We start from the raw sequence: 18,010 nt of genomic DNA, 5'->3' as shown, positions 1-18,010 counted from the left end.
GATAAATTAGTCATACCAGGCTAATGAGTTTATTCCGCCACCCTGCGAGTTATTCCTAAATACTTCCTGACAATAGTTTACCTTTGGAATTCATCTCCCTGTTGGAGTAAAGTTTATTCGCCGTAGCCTGTCAGATCGCCATGATCCGAGATGATATGCGGTTGCGCAATAACACCAGGGAATCGTTCCTCCATAGCAGACTTATAGAATTGGCTGTTATTAGCCCTCTTTTGCCTTAATTTTATTTAAGAAGATTAAATTTTACATCCTTGCTATTGAGTGGTTCCTGGAAATTTAAAAATCCGAGGGGGTTGTCGGTGAAAACAAATATCCTGTCGATTACTTATCTACGGGCCATTGCCTGTATGCTGGTAGTCGTTTGTCATGCTGAAAGTTTTTCTGCCAAACTGAGTCCGGCTTATTTTTCCGGTCTGTTTGGTTACGGCGGCGCCGTGGGGAAACTCGGCGTATACCTGTTCTTTATGATCAGCGGTTACCTGATGGCCTGCGTGCACTGGGAGGACTTTGGTAAGGGCAAGATGGGGTTGTTTGTCAAAAAACGTCTCGTGCGTATTTTGCCAATGTACTATCTGTTCACCCTGCTGACGATTGTGGCCTGGGTCATTAATCCGGGTTGGTTCCCGTCGACGGTATTAACGCCGCTGGATGATATTCTCTCCTTGCTGTTTATTCCCTCTGTATATATTAAAGAACTGGACACACTGACACCGGTATTATCAGTAGGCTGGACATTGTGTTATGAAATGCTGTTCTATCTGGTATTTGCGATTGGTATGTTATTCAATCGCCGCAGTGGAATGTGGTTTATTTTCATCACTATTTTCGCCTTCATTGCGATCGGATCATTCGGCGATTCACAGCGGCCCTATTTCCAGTTCTATACCGATGAGATCATGCTTTATTTCCTCAGCGGCATTGTCTGTTTTATGCTGCAAAAACGATTCAGTCAACGTTATGCCCATAATGTTTTATCTCTTGCCGTGATTACTGGATTACTGGCGGTATCGACGCTGTGGTTGCAAGGCTATCCCCAGTTACTGCTGCTGTCGCTCAGTTTCTTTATGCTCACCGGGATGGAATTCGCCTCGCAACGTCAGACCCACTTTACGCGTGTCGTCACCGGCATTGGCCTGGCTTCTTACTCTATCTATCTCTGCCACCGTCTGTTTATGGGCGCACTGCAGAAAGTGCTGCATGTGCTGTTACCCACCCCCAGTACCGCCACGATGTATCTGGCGATGGTGATCCTCAGCGTGGCGTCTGCCGTTGTCGGTTATCTGATTTACTGGATGATTGAGAAGCGCGCCACAATGACCTTCCGCGTCAAAACCAGCTAAAGCAAAAGGGCCGGATAATCCGGCCCTTTTTCCGCTTAACGCCCTACCCGGTACTGACTTTTAAACAATGCCACCGCACTGAACACCGCCAGCAGCATCAGATAATAGCTCGGTGCCAGACTGGACCCCGTCATGCTAATCAACAGCGTACAAATCAGCGGGGCAAAACCACCAAACACCGTCACCGCAACGTTGTAGCTGATGGCCATGCCGCTTGCGCGGGTCGACATCGGGAACAGGTCAGCCATCATCGACGGCACGGTAGAGAAGTAGACCGATTTCAGTAAGGCCATCCAGCCAACCAGCAGGATCAACGTTGTCGGCGTGGTGTTATCTGCCACCATCTTAAAGGCAGGATAAATGGTCAGCGCCAGCAGAATAAGCGATCCCCACATCAGCGGCACGCGCCCCACTTTCTCGGCCCACAGCCCCATCAGCGGCGTGACCACCGTCAGAATAATCCCGGCGACCAGCGTGGCGGTAAAGGCCACTGAACCTGGCAGATGCAGCGTTTTCGTTGCATACGTTGGCACATAGTTCAGCATGTAGTTAACGCCCGTTGAGATCACCATCAGCCCGATGGCCAGCAGCAGCAATGTTTTCTGGCGCCCCATCAGGTCCTTCAGCGGGGCATGTGATTTAGGCTGGGCAACAAAGCTGGCTGGCTCATGCACATGACGGCGAATATACAGACCCACCGGACCAATCAGCAGACCAAACGCGAACGGAATGCGCCATCCCCAGTCCTGGATCTGCGCCTCTGTCAGCCAGGCGGTCAGCCCCAGGCCAAACGCCGACGCCATCAGGGTACTGGCACCCTGGGTAGCAAACTGCCAGCTGGCAATAAATGCGCGACGTTCCGGGAAATGCTCCACCAGGAAAGCCGTCGAACTGCCGAATTCCCCACCGGCGGAGAAACCCTGAATCAGACGCGCCAGCAGGATCATGATCGGTGCCAGCAGGCCAATACTTTCATATGACGGCATCACGGTAATCATCAGACCACCCAACATCATCAGGGTGATCGACATCAGCAACGCTTTTTTACGTCCGACTCTGTCCGCATACGCCCCCAGCACAACGGCCCCCAGAGGACGGATCAGGAACGCGACACCAAAGCTGCCGAAGGTCAGCAGCATGGAGACTGAGGCGTCCTCCGTCGGGAAAAAGGCGTGGGAAATATAATTGGCAAAAAAACCGTATACCGCGATATCAAACCACTCCAGCGCGTTACCGACGCAGGTGGCAAACAGGGTTTTATACAGGTTCGGTGTGACCGCCTGTTGTTGCTGTACGATAGTGCTCACTGGCATTCCCCCTGTGCGCGATGCGCACGATGACGGGCCAGCAACGTGCCGCCCTGTTCGCCTAAATCCCAGAACAGCCGGGTCATGATTTGTAATCCTTCGCGGGCAATGGATTTCAGCATATGTTCATCCACCGCATGCTGGCCGCAGGCCGGATAGGAGTGCGGGATCCACAACGTCGGTAATCCCAGCGCGTGGGCGAAGACATCATTCGGCAGTGAACCGCCAAGATTCGGCAGCAGCGCCGGTTTTTTGCCACTGGTGTTGGCAATCACCTCCAGCGCCCAGTCCACCAGCGGGTCGCTCGGGTCAAGACGTGTCGCCGGGGAACCGCGCAGCACCTCCACCGTCACCTGCGGAAAACCGTGCGCATCCAGATGGTTGCGCAGATGCGTGGCAATATTTTGCCAGTCGGTGTCCACCACAAAACGCAGCTGGCAGACGGCGGTCGCTTTGCCGGGAATGGCATTCATTGGTCGTGCCGGATTTCCGGCGAGGAATGAGAGTACCTCAAGCGTGTTCCAGCCATACAGGCGCTCTGTTGGCGTCAGACCGGCTTCGCCCCAGTTCGGATCAATCTGCGGGCCATTTTCATCGCCCACTTCAATGTCGCTGAGGATCGCTTTGACCGCCGCGCTGATCGCGGGCGGCTTCAGCGCTGACACCTGCAACTGGCCGTGCTGATTGACCAGGCAGGCCAGCGCACTGGCCAGTTGGGTGCCGGGGTTGGTCAGCAGGCCGCCCCAGTTGCCTGAGTGGTAGTCACGGTCGCGGGCCTGAATGCTGAGGCGGAAGTTCACCGCTCCCCGTGAGCCAAGGAACAGCGTGGGACGCACGGCGTTCAGGCGCGGGCCATCGGAGGCGATAAAGATATCGGCTTTCAACTGCTCGCCGTGGCGCTGGCAAAGCTCCATCAGGCCTGGGGAGCTGATCTCTTCGCCCATTTCAAACAGGAATTTACAGTTAAAGCCCAGCGTGCCGCCGCGCGCGGCTGCAACCTGCTCCAGCGCGGCGATATTCACCGAGTGCTGGCCTTTATTATCCGCGCTGCCACGTCCGTACCAGCGGTCGCCCTCTTCCACCAGTTCCCAGGGCGTCAGGCCGCTGCGCCAGTTTTCATCATCACCAAACACCACATCACCGTGGCCGTAGCAGAGCACGGTCGGCAGTTCCGGGTCTTCTATGCGGGTTGCCAACAGGAAAGGCCGTAACGGTGCCTGCGGGTTCGCCAGCTGTTCCGTGGTGAAGCCCAGCGCCTGCATCACTGGCGCCATCTCTTCATCAAGATAGCGCTGGATCACCTCATCGCGATCGTCACGCTGGCTTTCGCTGCGCAGGGCGACGCGGCGTGCCAGCACCTGTTTGAATTTGCCACTGTCAAAGTACGCCGTGGCCTGCGCTACCGTCTGTTCACCTGTCATATATCGGTCCGTTTTTATTGTGTTTACTTTTTGTGTTTGCCCCTCCGTTTTAAGCTAGAATCGCTCTTTGCCACAATCATCAAATAATCAAGTTAGCGTTGCTTTAAAAGCAATGCTGTTCTGCACGATCAGTGAACATGCACCATAACGAGGCAGCCCGATGCACAGCAGTGAAATTCGCTATTTTCTTGCCGTCGCCAACAGTGGATCGCTGAGTGCCGCCAGTCAGCAGCTGTTTGTTGCCGTGTCGGCAATCAGCCGCCAGATCCAGCGTCTGGAGGCGCGGGTCGGCGCTCCGCTGTTTGAACGGCATGCACGGGGCATGGTGCTGAATGATGCCGGGCAGATTTTCGAAAACCACGTGCGCAAGAGCATGATGGATATGGAACATGCCATCGCCGAGATCAAAGGACTGAAAGCCATTCGCCGCACCGCGCTGCGGGTGGCCTGCACCGACGGCATGGCGTTCAGCCTGCTGCCTGTGCTGTGCACCCAGTTTCGTCAGTTGCATCCCGGCGTCAGTTTTCATCTGACGGTCGCCAGTGCCCTGGAGGTGGCCGAAATCATGCGGCGTGGCGAATGTGACGTGGCGTTTCAGTTCAGTCTTCACCCGGAACGCGGCGTGGAGGTGGTGGCCGCCTGGCCCGCCCCGGTGTTGCTGGTGATGCATGAAAGTCACCCGCTGGCGCAACAGCAGATACAGCTCAGTGACCTGATGGCGTACCCGCTGGCATTACCGGATGCGGGAACCACGGTACGCCAGCTGTTTGACCTCTCCTGCCGTATGAGCGGGACGTTTGTTGAACCTGTGCTGACCTGCAATAACTTCAGCACGCTGTATACGTTCCTGTTACAGACCCCCACGGCAATCACCATTTGCAGCCAGTTCACGGTGATGTACCAGGCGGTTGAACACGGATTGATGCTGAAATCAGTAGGTGCTGAGCAGCTCAGCCAGCGTTCATTGCAGGTTCAGACCGCCATTGGCCGTAAACCGGGGACGGCGCTGACGCTGTTTCTGGAATTTGTGCGGCATGAGTTGAAGCAGAAGGATGAGAGTATCCGGGCGGCGTTTGATTTTTAATGTGGCACGGGGTGTATTGGCTGACAGCCTGGCTTCAGGTCTGGGGCCAGTTTGAGCACGCCGGATCGGCAACGGCCGCATCCCTGCGGGCCTCGGAACGCGGCGTCCCTGCCGCGTGACGTCCGGCTTACCTCAAACTGGCCCCATCCCCGCAAAAACTGTGCTCGCTGTGGGTTTTAAAATAGCGACAACATGATAATTTCTGTGGATTAATTTGAATTTGGTTTTGACCTGGGTTTTGACGTTGAGGCGGCATTCAGCAGCGCTGAGGAAGCGCAGTGAACCAGGACGAACCGCCAGGACGGCGGTGAGAGGGAGAGCCGGCACAGGGAGGTGCCGTCACGACCGTTCCGTCGGTGAGCGGCGCTTGCGAAGGCACCCGCTGAAAGCGGGCGATGCGCCTGCCGCAAAGCCCGGGTCCCCAGGGCGGCGGCGACTGGCCGCCCTGGGTCGCTCAGCCCGCGCAGCGGGTAAGCGAAACGCCCTTGACGTTGACGTTGACGTTGACCTTGACCTGGACAATCGCGCAGATCAGCATCACGGCGTTTTATTTCACATCCACCTGATAGAAGATGTGTTTGCCAAACGGGTCCACTTCATAACCCGTCACTTCTTTGCGTACCGGTTCAAAGATGGTCGAGTGGGCAATCATCACCGCTGGCGCCTGATCGTGCATGATCTGCTGCGCTTCGCGGTACATCACTACCCGCTTGTCGTGATCCTGTTCGGCACGCGCCTTGGTAATCAGCTGATCAAACGGCGCATAGCACCACTTCGCTGAGTTGGAACCGCCGTTGGCAGAGGTGCAGCTGAACAGCGGGCCGAAGAAGTTATCCGGGTCGCCCGTTGCCGTGGTCCAGCCCATCAGTGCCGCCTGATGTTCGCCGTTTTTCACCCTTGAGAGATATTCGCCCCACTCAAAGCTGACGATATTGGCTTTGATGCCGACCTTCGCCCAGTCCGCCTGGATCATCTCCGCCATACGCCGTGCATTCGGGTTGTAAGGCCGCTGAACCGGCATCGCCCACAGGTCAATGGTGGTACCCGGTGCAATGCCCGCCTCTTTCAGCAAAGCCTTCGCCTGATCTGGCGCATAGTCGTAATCTTTCAGATCTTTATCCGCGCTCCATACGCCCGGCGGCAGCAGGTTTTTTGCTGCGGTGCCCGTCCCCTGGAATACCGCCTCGATAATCGCAGATTTGTTAATCGCCATGCTGAGTGCCTGACGCACTTTGACATTATCCAGCGGGGCTTTTTGCGTATTGAACGCGAGGAATCCGGTGTTCAGCCCTGCTTTTTGCATCATGGTGATATTCGGGTTTTCCTCCAGGCGCTTCAGATCGGCCGGATTCGGGAACGGCATCACCTGACACTCGTTTTTCTCCAGCTTGGCCGCGCGCACTGAGGCATCCGGCGTAATGGTGAAGATCAGACGGTCCAGCTTCGCCTTACCCTGCCAGTATTGCGGGAACGCACGGTACAGGATGCGCGAATCTTTCTGGTATTGCGCCAGTTCAAAGGGCCCGGTGCCGATCGGTTCACGATCCACTTTTTCCGGCGTGCCCGCTTTCAGCATCGCATCGGCATATTCGGCCGAGAGAATCGAGGCAAAGTACCAGCCGAGATCGGCGAGGAATGGCGCCTCCGCATGGGCAAGCGTAAAGCGCACGGTGTGATCGTCAATCTTATCGATGCCTTTCAGCAAGGTGCCGAACTCCAGGCTTTCGAAGTTGGTGTAACTGCCGTTAGACACCTTGTGATAAGGGTTGGCGGGATCTTTCTGGCGCATAAACGAGAAGATGACATCGTCGGCGTTAAAATCACGCGTTGGTTTGTAGTTTTTATTACTATGGAATTTCACGCCCTTACGCAAATGGAAGGTGTAAACCGTGCCGTCCGGGCTGATATCCCAGCTTTCGGCCAGCGAGGGGATCAACTGGGTGGTGCCGGGGGTAAAATCGACAAGCCGGTTATAAATCGGCACCGCGCTGGCATCCACGCTGGTGCCTGAGGTGTACAGCTGCGGGTTAAAGTTTTCTGGCGATCCCTCAGAGCAGAACACCAGCGTTTTTGCCGAAACCGCTGAAGTGACGGTCAGCGCCAGAGCCGCCAGAACCGTGCGTAATACCGCTTTCTTCATCTCCATCCTCGCTTTTTATTTGACATTATCAGGGGGTGGTGCGTAAACCTGTAAATAACCTGTTCATGAATAACATGATTTTGCACATTACCGAAATCATACCGCTCGAGACAAATAAGGAAAGCTTATGACTGATTTACTGGCACGTCAGCTGACTCAACGTTTTTACCGCTATCTGGCGGTCACCAGCCAGAGTGACGCCGCGTCCACCGTGCTGCCCAGCACGCCTGAACAACATGATATGGCACGGCTGCTGGCGGATGAACTGCGTCAGCTGGGGTTACACAACGTGGTGATTGATGAATTCGCCACCGTGACCGCCGTGAAACCCGGTAATCGCCCTGGCGCCCCGCGCATCGGTTTTATTACGCATATTGATACCGTGGATGTCGGCCTCTCGCCGCATATTCACCCGCAGACCCTGCGCTTCGAGGGCGAAGATCTGTGCCTGAATGCAGAACAGGATATCTGGCTGCGCCAGGCGCAACACCCGGAGATCGCCGCTTATCATGGGCAGGACATTATTTTCAGCGATGGTACCAGCGTGCTGGGTGCCGACAATAAAGCCGCCGTGACGGTGGTGATGACGCTGATGGAAAACCTGAACGATGCGCAGCCGCACGGCGATATTGTGGTGGCGTTTGTGCCGGATGAAGAGATCGGCCTGCGCGGCGCGAAAGCACTGGATCTGAAGACGCGCTTTGATGTGGACTTTGCTTATACCATCGACTGCTGCGAACTGGGCGAAGTGGTGTATGAGAACTTCAATGCCGCCGCCGCTGAGATCATCCTGACGGGCGTTACCGCCCACCCGATGTCAGGCAAAGGCGTACTGGTGAACCCGCTGCTGATGGCCTGGGACTTTATCGGCCACTTTGATCGCCAGCAGACGCCGGAACATACTGCCGGACGTGAAGGTTACACCTGGTTTAATGATATGCAGGCCAACGCCAGCGAAACGCGCCTGAAGGCCTCGATTCGTGATTTCGATCTGGCAAGCTTTGAGCAACGTAAACAGCAGATGCATCAGGTGGCGGAAATCATTCGCCAGGCGTATCCAACGGGCAAGGTGGAGGTCAGTATTTCGGATACCTACAGCAATATCAGCAACGCGATTGGCGCCGATAAGCGCCCGATTGACCTGATTTTTGCCGCGATGAAACAGCTGGATATTGAACCGAAGGTGATCCCGATGCGCGGCGGCACGGATGGTGCAGCGCTGTCTGCAAAAGGGTTATTAACGCCGAACTTCTTTACTGGCGCGCATAATTTCCACTCAAAGTTTGAGTTCCTGCCGATCCCGTCCTTTGTGAAGTCTTACCAGCTGGCTGAGAAAATCTGCCTGCTGGCAGCGGAGTAATTTCTAGTGGGCCTACCGGGAAATACGGCCTTCCGTGGGGCTCAAGGATCCCTTTTTTTGTGGCTGACAGTTTGGCTTCAGGTCTGAGGCCAGTTTGAGCACGCCGGATCGGCAAAGTCCGCATCCCTGCGGGCCTCGGCACGCGACGTCCTGTCGCGTGACGTCCGGCTTACCTCAAACTGGCCCCATCCCCGCAGCACGGTTGCACGCTGTCGGTTTTAAAACCGGCAACCCGATGTGCCGTCAACAACCGGTGCGTCGGTGAACGAAGCTGACGAAGGGATTCGCTGCGAGTGTACGATGTGCCTGACGCAAGCCCTCGACCGCTCCGCCCACTTCGGGTAAAAGCGAAACGCCCTTGACGTTGAACTGCACCCGCGAGTACGCCTCATTCCTCATAAACATACACACGTAGACGATGCCCGTCCGGGTCGCAGGCGGTAAAGGTATATCCGAAATCCAGCGTTGCTGGTGGGTCGAGGATCTCAACGCCCCACGCCTGCCATTGGCTGAAGAGACTATCCACTTCGTCACGACTCTCTGCGGTAAACACAATCTCCGACTGGCTGGCTCCGGTATTCACCGGTGGCGTCACTCCTGATGTAAGCCACAACCCGAGACGACCGCCGGAAGGCAGGATAAACATCGCAAAGGTGGGCGAAAATTCGACGGCATCAACGTTCAGTATCCGCTGGTAAAAATCGGCGCTGTTAGCCGGGCTGGCAACATACAGAATGGTGAAATCAAGTGCTTTCATTTGGGGTTTCCCGTTTAATGACTGGACGGGAACAGACTAGGCGATGCGACTGACAGTTTTTGTCAGTAGCCAAATCCCTGAGCAGAAATATTATGGCGTTCCCGCCACGCTTTCATCAGCTGTGTGCGAGCACGTGGATACCGCTGCGCGGTGACCTGCAGGTGGGTGAAACGATCAAGGCGAAAATGGCGGTAATCATCGCGTGTTTCGCACCAGGCCACGAGCACCTGCACAGAGTCAAAAAAACCAATCGCAATGGGCCAGACTCTGCGCCGGGAGCTAACGTCTTTCAGATCAAGGTAGTCAATCTCTATAATGTTCTGCCGGCTGATAGCCTGACGTAATGCGCCAACATCAATACTGATAGCCAACTCCGCCTTCGCCGGGCCGACCATCAGCGGCGATAACTCCAGCTGCGAACGCAGTTCGGGTGGCAAAACGTCGGCAATCTTGCTTAATGCAGAGTGCGCCGCTGCGGCGAGTTCGTTATCGGTCCGGCGCGCAACCCAACGGGAGCCGAGTACCAGCGCCGCAATTTCCGCGGTGTTAAACATTAACGGCGGCAGGGTAAAGCCGGGTCTTAATACATAGCCCAATCCGGGTTCACCCACGATATCCGCCCCTTGTTGCTGCAAAGTGGCAATATCACGGTAAAGCGTTCGTGTACTGACACGCAATTCGCTGGCAAGTTGCTCAGCCGTAATGGGGAAACGGTGGTTACGCAAAAGTTGCAGCAGATCGAGCAGACGTTGAGCACGTGACATAGTGGCTTTCGGCGGTTTGGGGAGGATGTCAGGGACGGCCAGCAGGGCTGGCCGCCGGAGTGGCGTAACGTTATTTCACTGCCACATCAATACCTGGGAAGAACTTCGCGGCCAGTTTGGTGACGGTGCCGTCGTTCTGCACTTTCACAATGGCGGCATCCAGCGCTTCTTTCAATTTGGCATCGTCTTTACGCAGACCAAAACCAATGCCGACGCCCAGTACTACCTGATCTTCCACGGCCTTACCGGCAAAGCTAAATTCTTTACCCTGCGGTTTTTCCAGGAAGCCAGACTGCCCGGCAGCCGACATCACCAGCGTACCGTCAAGGCGGCCCGCGACCATGTCGTTGTAAACCTGGTTCTGATCCTGGTAAGGCGTCACAGTCACACCCTGTGGCTCCCAGTGCTTCTTGGCGAAGGTTTCCTGAACGGAACCCTGCAGCACACCAATGCTCTTGCCTTTCAGGCTGTCAACGGTTGGCAGCAGGCCGGAGCCGGTTTTCGCAATCAGCATGCTCGGGATACGGTAAATAGGATTGGTGAAACCGATGCTTTTCATACGCGCTTCGGTGATGTTCATCGCCGAGTTGATGGCATCGAATTTCTTCGCGGCCAGCGCCGGGATCAGGGCATCAAAACTGCTTTCCACCCAGCTGCATTTGAAATTTCCCACCTGGCAAATCGCTTTGCCCAGTTCGATATCAAACCCTTCCAGCTCGCCTGAGGCGTTGCGGCTTTCAAACGGTGGGTACTGTGACTCCAGACCGTAACGCAGTGTGTCCTGCGCCAGCGCTGACATGGACGTCAGCAACCCTACTGCCACAAACAACGCATTCAGTTTTTTCATTCATTTACCCTCAGAGTGGTGCTGTTAGCGAGGCTTGACCTGACAGAGTGCGCGCGCGCCCGCCTGCAAGGTGGCTTCGTCTTTTGCGAAAGAAAGACGGATTAATTTATTGTCGGTGCCATCGGTATAAAACGCCGACAGCGGAATGGTGGCCACACCGTGATCAACAATCAAACGTTTTACCATTTCACTGTCAGTCTCGTCACTGAAATCTGCATAACTGGCTAACATAAAGAACGATCCGGCCGAAGGCAGCAGCGTAAACGGTGAATCTTTCAGCAGGCTGGCCAGCGTATCGCGTTTACGCTGGTAAAATTCCCCCAGGCCCAGATAGTTAGCGGGCTGATGCAGATAGTCGGCAAACGCCACCTGCATGGGGGTGTCGGCGGAGAACATCATAAACTGATGCACTTTGACCACTTCATCCATCAACTCAGCCGGGGCCAGCAGATAACCGACGCGCCAGCCGGTCACATGGAAGGTTTTTCCAAAGGATGAAACAATCACACTGCGCTGCGCCAGCTCAGAGTGGGTTGCCATTCCGTGGTGTTGACGGCCATCAAACAGAATATGTTCATAGACTTCATCCGACAGCACCACGATATCCGTGTTGCGGGTCAGTAATGCCAGACGGTCAAGATCGTCACGGCTGAGGACCTGTGAACTCGGGTTATGCGGGGTATTGATAATGATCATGCGCGTTTTCGGCGTGATCGCCGCACTGACTTCATCCCAATTGATGGCGAAATCAGGTACCTGTAATTTCAGGCCGATGGGCGTTGCACCTTGCAGACGCACAATAGGCGCATAGCTGTCGAACGCTGGTTCGAAGAAAATCACTTCATCCCCCGGATGAACCAACCCGGCAATGGCCGAGTAGAGCCCTTCGCTGGCGCTGGCGGTGATCAGCACTTCGCTGGCAACGTCATACTTCTGGCCGTACAGCGTTTCAACTTTGTTTGCCAGCACCTCACGCAGCGCCGCCAGGCCGGTCATCGGGACGTACTGGTTATGACCCTGCTGCATGGCGCGGGTCACACCGTTCACCAACTGAGGATCACACGGGAAGTTAGGGGCGCCCTGCGACAGGTTAATCGCGTTGTACTGTGCAGAGAGCTGGCCGATCACCGAAAAAATCGTGGTACCGACATCGGGTAATTTAGAACGTTGCTGCACCGAAGAGGTGATGGTCATGGAAGCTCCAGGTCAGGACATTAGCCAAACAGGGTAAAATTCGTTAGCCCTATTCAACGCGGCGGCACTTGAGGCGACAAGCGAATTGTTGTCATAATAGCCATGACGTTTAATCATAGCTCAGAGAACCCCATGCCTCAGCGCCCGCTGCCGTTAAATGCCATCCATGCTTTTATTGTGACCGCCCGTCATCTCAATCTGACGCGTGCCGCCAGCGAACTCTGTATTACCCAGGGTGCCGTGAGCCGTAAAATTGCCGCGCTGGAAGCCTGGCTGGGTTTTGCGCTATTTGACCGCCATGCACGCGGTCTGACGCTGACCCCGCAGGGCGCCAGCCTGCTGCCCGCGCTGCAAAGTGGCTATCAGCAGATGCACGAAGCGGCGCAACAGGCCAGCAGGCAGAATGCGATGATCCGTCTGAAAGCCCCGACCTGCGCGATGCGCTGGCTGGTGCCAAAGCTGGTGGCGCTGGAGAAAGCACGCCCGGAACTGCACGTCTCCCTGACCACGACCGTGGATCACAGCAGCCAGCTGGATAACTTTGATGCGGCCATTCTGTATGGCAGCAGCCCGCGCAACAGCGTGTTGTTGTTTGAAGAGGCGCTGACACCGGTCATGGCCGCCTCCCTGCTCCCCGACGGGCCTGCAACGGCGACATCCCTGGCAGACATGACGTTTTTGCATCCCACTGCCGACAACCGCGACTGGCAGCTGTGGTTACAGGCACAGCAACAACCGCTGGCGATGAAACGGAATCAGCATTTTTCAACGATGGATTTGGCGATTAGCGCAGCCATTCAGGGGTTTGGCGTGACCGTGGCCGATGTCACACTGATAGCGGAAGATCTGACGATGCAGCGCCTGGTCGCACCCTTTGCGGGCAGTGTAAAAACGGGCGCGGTCTATAGCCTGATCCGTCGCCCGCCTTCAGTATCGCCACCGCTGCTGGATGAGCTGGTGGCGTGGTTATGTGAACAGCCTTAATCGGGTTTTTGGCGCGCCCTACCAGGCGTTTAGTCGGATCATTATATTTTAACTGCGTTTCCAATTTTGGGTTAACACGATGAAAAAATACGAATCGATAAGGATTTTTTTTCGGTTTTTTTTTGGCCCCGACTGGGGAGACAGTTATCAAGAAATCGTGGATGCATATATTGACGATCAGGATGAGGTTGATAATAACTTGATTGAGGAAATTGACGACTTTCTAAAACACTATCCTGATGATGACTCTGCAAACCGCGCCCTGGAGCAAGTGTGCAGTGTGAGTATGGCTTTTTTACGCCCCTCCCCGGTAGCGTTCCTGTCCTGGTTATCTCACTATCTAAAACAGCAACGCGACAGCCGCTGACAAAGAAGCGAAATTAACATTTTCGACGAAATATCTGGCGATTAGCACATGGTCACGCTGTTTGCGAACAATGTAAAAACGGGCGCGGTCTATAGCCTGAGCCGTCGCCCGTCGTCAGTATCGCCACCGCTGCTGGATGAGCGGGTGGCGTGGTTATGTGAACAGCCTTAGAAAGACACCCACTCGTCAGCAGAGGCGGCGCGGGTTTTTGGCGCACCCAGGGCTTTCAGCGGGCTTTTCAACGCTGCCGGTGCAGCGGCAGAATGACTGGCAGGGGCACTGTTGGCGGAAAGGCGGAACTTCGACACCGACCGCGTCAGCTCTTCCGTCTGGCGCTCCAGCGCGCTGGCTGCCGCAGAAACCTGTTCAACCAGCGAGGCGTTCTGCTGGGTGACGCTGTCCATTTCTGAAATCGCGGTGCCCACCTGAGAAATGCCTTTGCTCTGCTCTTCGGAAGCTGACGCGATCTGCTTCATGATTTCGGTAACTTCAGCCACCGATGTCAGGATGTCGCCCATCGTGCTTCCGGCTTCACCGACCAGTTTTGAACCGGTATCGACGCGGGAAACAGAGTCCGCAATCAGCGTTTCGATCTCTTTCGCTGCACCGGCACTACGCTGTGCCAGGTTGCGCACTTCGCTGGCCACCACGGCAAAACCACGCCCCTGCTCTCCGGCGCGGGCGGCTTCTACCGCTGCGTTCAGTGCAAGGATATTGGTCTGGAAGGCAATGCTGTTAATGACCGTGGTAATTTCGGCAATTTTCTTCGAGCTGCCGGCAATGCCCTGCATGGTGTTAACCACTTCATTGACCAGCTTGCCGCCTTTGCTGGCCGTTACAGAGGCAGTATCCGCCAGTGAGCTGGCCTGACGCGCGTTGTCGGCATTGAATTTCACCGTGGCGGTCAGTTGCTCCATGCTCGCTGCCGTCTGCTCCAGCGCCGAGGCCTGTTCTTCTGTTCGCGAGGAGAGATCATTGTTGCCGGAGGAGATTTCTGCCGCTCCGCGATGGATATTTTCCGTACCGCTGCGAATAGCGCTGACGGCGTCACGCAGGCTGTCCTGCATCGCCCGCAGCAGTGGCACCAGCTTGCCAACACAGTTACGGCCAAAGTCGTTGACCGGTTGGGTCAGATCCCCTTCGGCAATCACCCGGAAGTGTTCGCGGATGGTGTCCAGTGGGCGTACCAGCATCACCACCAGATAGCGGTCGGTAAACACCAGGATCAGCAATCCGGCAATCACCGCCAGTACCAGCACGGTTTTGGTGACGTGGGTCAGATGGTCGACCGTAACACGAGTCGCATCGAGTTTAGCCGCCGCCGCCACGTTGAATTTCTCCACGCTGGCGCCAAAATCACGGCTCAGGGCTGGCGTAATGCTGGCGGCATGGCGACGGTAGTCATCCGGTGAGCCCTGCTGCGCCAGTCGGACCTGCGGTTTAACACCGTCATCCAACAGTTTCTGCCAGCTGGCAATGGCGCCGGAAGAGTACTGCTGATCCAGCGGGCCCGGCGACTGTTGTTTGAACTCAGCCAACAGCGTGGTCATGTTATCCAGTGCTTTCTGCACCGACGCCATGTCTTCCGGTTTTTTGGAATCTATTGCACGCGTTAAACGGGTGATCACGCGGAAATACTGATCGTTACCTTTGCTTAATGTGCTCATCTGTCCGACCAGATGGCGATCGACGGCATTGCCGTCACTCAGTTGATCCAGTGAATACACGCTGTACGTACCGACAGCGCCCCAGAGCAGGCAGAAAAAGCCTAAGATCCACAGCAAAACTGCGCGGATGGTATAATTTTTTAATAATTTCATAATGACTCCGTGACCTGGTGATACCGATAAAAGTGTTGTTATCTAGGGCTATCAGGCAAGTTATCGGCACGGAGACTTTAAAAAATTAAGAAATTAACACGATTTATATTGCTGCGTTTTATTCCTCATACTTTCCATGGTAAATCATAAGTTATTGCTATGATGCCGTTTTCTGACGATTTAGGTCATTTAAAATACAGCAGTAAAAATTAACTATCCCCTGAGCAACCCTAATTAATCGTGTCTGAGATGCACAAATGCCCGCATCAGCAGACGAAACACCTGCATTCTGCGTCGCATAAAGCGTTTTTCAGGGGCAATACAGGCCAGGCCGTGACGACCAAAGCGTAGCGTGATGTCACTCCAGGGATGCCAGGCGGGCCAGTCGGTTTCCCCGTTTATCTGATGCGAGAATACCGTCGCATCGCGGGCAAAACGCAGCCAGTATTCGCTGACACGTTGGGAAAAATCATGGTCTCCCTCAGTGAAAGATCGTGCGGTGTCAACGGGATCTAACTGGCCCAGCGTGTTGAGGACGTACGGAATTTCATTGCCATGCCAGGTGCCATGAGGATAGAGATCATGCGCGTTTTCAGAGACATAATCAAAATAGTAGCGCCAGCCCGGCACACCAGCACGGTGCTGCGCCAGGGCGACAATGTACCCCTGCGTGGTGAAGGTCATGTCACGAGCCACCTGCCTGCCGAGTTCGCCATCATCCCAGACGTCCGGGTACAGCAGCTTGATCAGTCGGAGCGCCAGCGGATGCTTGCGGCGCATATCGGCAATCACCTTAGCCGCATCCACACCAAAATAAGCCAGTACGCTGGCTTCATCACTGTTGCTGCCAATCATCAACGGCAGGCGCTGCTGTCTGGCTGCGGCAAACACGCTGAGCATCGGCTGCGGCAGCACGCGGTCGCCGTGAATCGCCACCGGCCCGATGTTTAGCGCGCGATCCAGCGGCCAGAATGATTCAGCGGGTAAGGCACGTAGCTGTTCCGCGCTGGCATCAGGGAGATTAAAATGACTTGCCAGCGCCTGCCCTTTTTTGAGTGCCTCTGCACGTGACACATCCGGTACACCGTAGGCACTCTGGACAATGCCTTTATGGAATAACCCCTCGGCCAGCGGTGAGGCAAACAGCGAGAGTACGCTGCGGGCACCGGAGGACTCCCCCATCAGCGTGACGTTTTTCGGGTTTCCACCAAAGGCACGGATATTGCGCTGCACCCACTGCAAGGCGGCAATCTGATCGAGTAAGGCGAAGTTATTGACCACTTCACCGTCGGCATATTCACGGTCCAGCGCCGGGTGAGCAAAAAAGCCCAGTTGGCCCAGGCGATAGTTTATCGTCACGATCACCGCACCACGCTGCGCCAGCGGTTCCCCCAGATACGGGGTTAATCCACCGGAGCCAACGGCGTAGCCGCCACCGTGAATCCACACCATGACCGGCAGCGGTGTTGCCGGGGCGATATCCGGGGTCCAGACGTTGAGGTACAGGCAGTCTTCATGAAAACGGCCGGGGTCGCCGCCGCCTACCGCCAGGCAATACTCCCGACTCTGCCAGCTGGCCGGTCCCCAGTCTGTGGCGTCTTTATCTCCCTGCCAGGCATTCAGTGGTTTCGGCGCCTTCCAGCGAAGTTCGCCCACGGGCGGTGCCGCATAAGGAATCCCTTTGAAGACGAAAATCCCCTCTTCCACACTCCCAAGCAGGCTGCCTTCCGCCGTCATAATCCGTAATGATCGTTCGTTTCTCATAGGTTTTTCCACATCATCTCTGGGTTAATTATTTGCAGACGAAGGGAGAAAGTCCATCACGGCTTTTGATTTGCAGATTATGCTGATATGACGCGTGTTTTACTCAGTGCGATGATCGACACACCGCTTCATGCGCATTCCGCCTTTACCTTCAAGGATTACGTTATGTTTACCGCGATTAATAATGGATTTTCCCGCCTCAGCGATCATCCGGATTTGGGCAAGCTGGTTTTACGCGTTTCGCTTGGTGCACTGCTGCTGTTTCATGGCGTGTTTAAAGTTCAGCATGGCGTTGGCTGGATCGCCAGACTGCTTCATGCGCATGGCATCCCCGGCTTTGTGGCTTATGGCGCTTATCTTGGTGAGGTGGTGGCACCATTGATGATTATCATTGGCCTGATGACGCGTCCGGCGGCGTTCGTGATCGTCGTGAATCTGGCGGTGGCCACCCTGCTGGTGAAAACAGGCGCAGTGTGGGACCGCACTGGCGTGGGGGCCTGGGCACTGGAAGGGGAAGCGCTCTATTTCTTCGGCGCGCTGGCCGTGATGTTTCTGGGCGCGGGCCGTTTTACTGTGATCAGTAATAGTCAGTTGCAATAGTATGCCTGGCGGGTTGGTGATCAGTTAATTTTCATGTTTTAAGGTCAAGGGCCAGGTCAAGGGCATTTCGCTTTCCCGCTACGCGGGCTGAGCGACCCAGGGTGGACAATCGCCACCACCCTGGGGACCCGGGCTTGCGGCAGGCGCATCGCCCACTTCGTGGGTTCCCTCAGTCGGTCGGTTTTCCCGCCGGACCGGGCGTGACGGGACATCCCTGTCCCGGCTCACCCTCTCGCCGACGTC

The 18,010-nt window shown here is 55.6% G+C and carries 16 protein-coding genes; 7 read left to right on the top strand and 9 right to left on the bottom strand.

Translation table 11 applies throughout. The features are described 5' to 3' along the window. Positions 1–317: 317 nt before the first annotated feature. Positions 318–1,358, top strand: coding sequence for an acyltransferase family protein (locus FVB43_RS09385; protein WP_133841953.1), 1,041 nt, complete (start codon positions 318–320; stop codon positions 1,356–1,358). Between the two features lie 35 nt (positions 1,359–1,393). Here FVB43_RS09385 and FVB43_RS09380 read toward each other — a convergent pair whose 3' ends face one another. Then, on the bottom strand, positions 1,394–2,665 hold the full coding sequence (locus FVB43_RS09380) for an MFS transporter (protein ID WP_171148426.1): 1,272 nt from the start codon (positions 2,663–2,665) through the stop codon (positions 1,394–1,396). Further along, on the bottom strand, positions 2,662–4,086 hold the full coding sequence (locus tag FVB43_RS09375; RefSeq protein ID WP_167863814.1) for a M20 family metallopeptidase: 1,425 nt from the start codon (positions 4,084–4,086) through the stop codon (positions 2,662–2,664). Before FVB43_RS09375 ends, FVB43_RS09380 begins: the two co-directional genes overlap by 4 nt. A gap of 160 nt (positions 4,087–4,246) precedes the next feature. Between FVB43_RS09375 and FVB43_RS09370 the strand changes: the two genes are divergently transcribed. Beyond that, positions 4,247–5,170: a LysR family transcriptional regulator gene (locus tag FVB43_RS09370; RefSeq protein WP_159336580.1), complete on the top strand. Its 924-nt coding sequence runs from the start codon at positions 4,247–4,249 to the stop codon at positions 5,168–5,170. A gap of 547 nt (positions 5,171–5,717) precedes the next feature. Here FVB43_RS09370 and FVB43_RS09365 read toward each other — a convergent pair. Continuing rightward, positions 5,718–7,310, bottom strand: a complete 1,593-nt coding sequence (locus tag FVB43_RS09365; RefSeq protein ID WP_133841949.1) for an ABC transporter substrate-binding protein — start codon at positions 7,308–7,310, stop codon at positions 5,718–5,720. 127 nt (positions 7,311–7,437) lie between these two features. On the opposite strand from FVB43_RS09365, the gene pepT reads away from it, so the two are divergent. Then, a complete protein-coding gene (gene pepT, locus FVB43_RS09360) occupies positions 7,438–8,670 on the top strand; it encodes a peptidase T (protein ID WP_167863813.1) in 1,233 nt (410 codons plus the stop codon). 388 nt (positions 8,671–9,058) lie between these two features. On the opposite strand, the gene FVB43_RS09355 is transcribed toward pepT, so the two are convergent. The 4 genes from FVB43_RS09355 to FVB43_RS09340 all read right to left on the bottom strand — a co-directional run bounded on the left by FVB43_RS09355 (position 9,059) and on the right by FVB43_RS09340 (position 12,232). Then, a complete protein-coding gene (locus FVB43_RS09355) occupies positions 9,059–9,427 on the bottom strand; it encodes a VOC family protein (RefSeq protein ID WP_167863812.1) in 369 nt (122 codons plus the stop codon). A gap of 62 nt (positions 9,428–9,489) precedes the next feature. Further along, positions 9,490–10,191: a helix-turn-helix transcriptional regulator gene (locus tag FVB43_RS09350; protein WP_133841946.1), complete on the bottom strand. Its 702-nt coding sequence runs from the start codon at positions 10,189–10,191 to the stop codon at positions 9,490–9,492. Between the two features lie 70 nt (positions 10,192–10,261). Beyond that, positions 10,262–11,038, bottom strand: coding sequence for a transporter substrate-binding domain-containing protein (locus tag FVB43_RS09345; protein WP_159336576.1), 777 nt, complete (start codon positions 11,036–11,038; stop codon positions 10,262–10,264). Positions 11,039–11,062: 24 nt separating this feature from the next. Next, positions 11,063–12,232 (bottom strand): pyridoxal phosphate-dependent aminotransferase, encoded by a 1,170-nt coding sequence (locus tag FVB43_RS09340; protein WP_167863811.1) that lies wholly within the window; start codon positions 12,230–12,232, stop codon positions 11,063–11,065. Between the two features lie 132 nt (positions 12,233–12,364). Between FVB43_RS09340 and FVB43_RS09335 the strand changes: the two genes are divergently transcribed. The 3 genes from FVB43_RS09335 (at position 12,365) to FVB43_RS24740 (ending at position 13,754) form a co-directional block, all read left to right on the top strand. After that, positions 12,365–13,216, top strand: a complete 852-nt coding sequence (locus tag FVB43_RS09335) for a LysR family transcriptional regulator (RefSeq protein ID WP_133841943.1) — start codon at positions 12,365–12,367, stop codon at positions 13,214–13,216. Positions 13,217–13,295: 79 nt separating this feature from the next. Beyond that, a complete protein-coding gene (locus FVB43_RS09330; RefSeq protein ID WP_167863810.1) occupies positions 13,296–13,583 on the top strand; it encodes a contact-dependent growth inhibition system immunity protein in 288 nt (95 codons plus the stop codon). A 48-nt stretch (positions 13,584–13,631) separates the two neighbouring features. After that, positions 13,632–13,754, top strand: a complete 123-nt coding sequence (locus tag FVB43_RS24740; protein ID WP_277950370.1) for a hypothetical protein — start codon at positions 13,632–13,634, stop codon at positions 13,752–13,754. Here the strand turns inward: FVB43_RS24740 and FVB43_RS09325 are convergent. Both FVB43_RS09325 and FVB43_RS09320 read right to left on the bottom strand, forming a co-directional pair. Beyond that, positions 13,751–15,403 carry a methyl-accepting chemotaxis protein gene (locus FVB43_RS09325; RefSeq protein ID WP_167863809.1) on the bottom strand — a complete coding sequence of 551 codons (1,653 nt, stop codon included), beginning with the start codon at positions 15,401–15,403 and terminating at the stop codon, positions 13,751–13,753. The two genes, FVB43_RS24740 and FVB43_RS09325, sit on opposite strands and share 4 nt — an antisense overlap. Before the next feature lie 234 nt (positions 15,404–15,637). Further along, positions 15,638–17,167 carry a carboxylesterase/lipase family protein gene (locus FVB43_RS09320; protein WP_133841941.1) on the bottom strand — a complete coding sequence of 510 codons (1,530 nt, stop codon included), beginning with the start codon at positions 17,165–17,167 and terminating at the stop codon, positions 15,638–15,640. Positions 17,168–17,332: 165 nt separating this feature from the next. Between FVB43_RS09320 and FVB43_RS09315 the strand changes: the two genes are divergently transcribed. Beyond that, on the top strand, positions 17,333–17,767 hold the full coding sequence (locus FVB43_RS09315; RefSeq protein WP_159336720.1) for a DoxX family protein: 435 nt from the start codon (positions 17,333–17,335) through the stop codon (positions 17,765–17,767). Positions 17,768–18,010 lie beyond the last annotated feature (243 nt).

The sequence above is a fragment of the Erwinia rhapontici genome (assembly GCF_012271765.1).
GTDB lineage: Bacteria > Pseudomonadota > Gammaproteobacteria > Enterobacterales > Enterobacteriaceae > Erwinia > Erwinia rhapontici.
The sequence above is the reverse complement of the archived record's forward strand: the minus strand, read 5'-3'. Positions and strand labels throughout refer to the sequence as shown.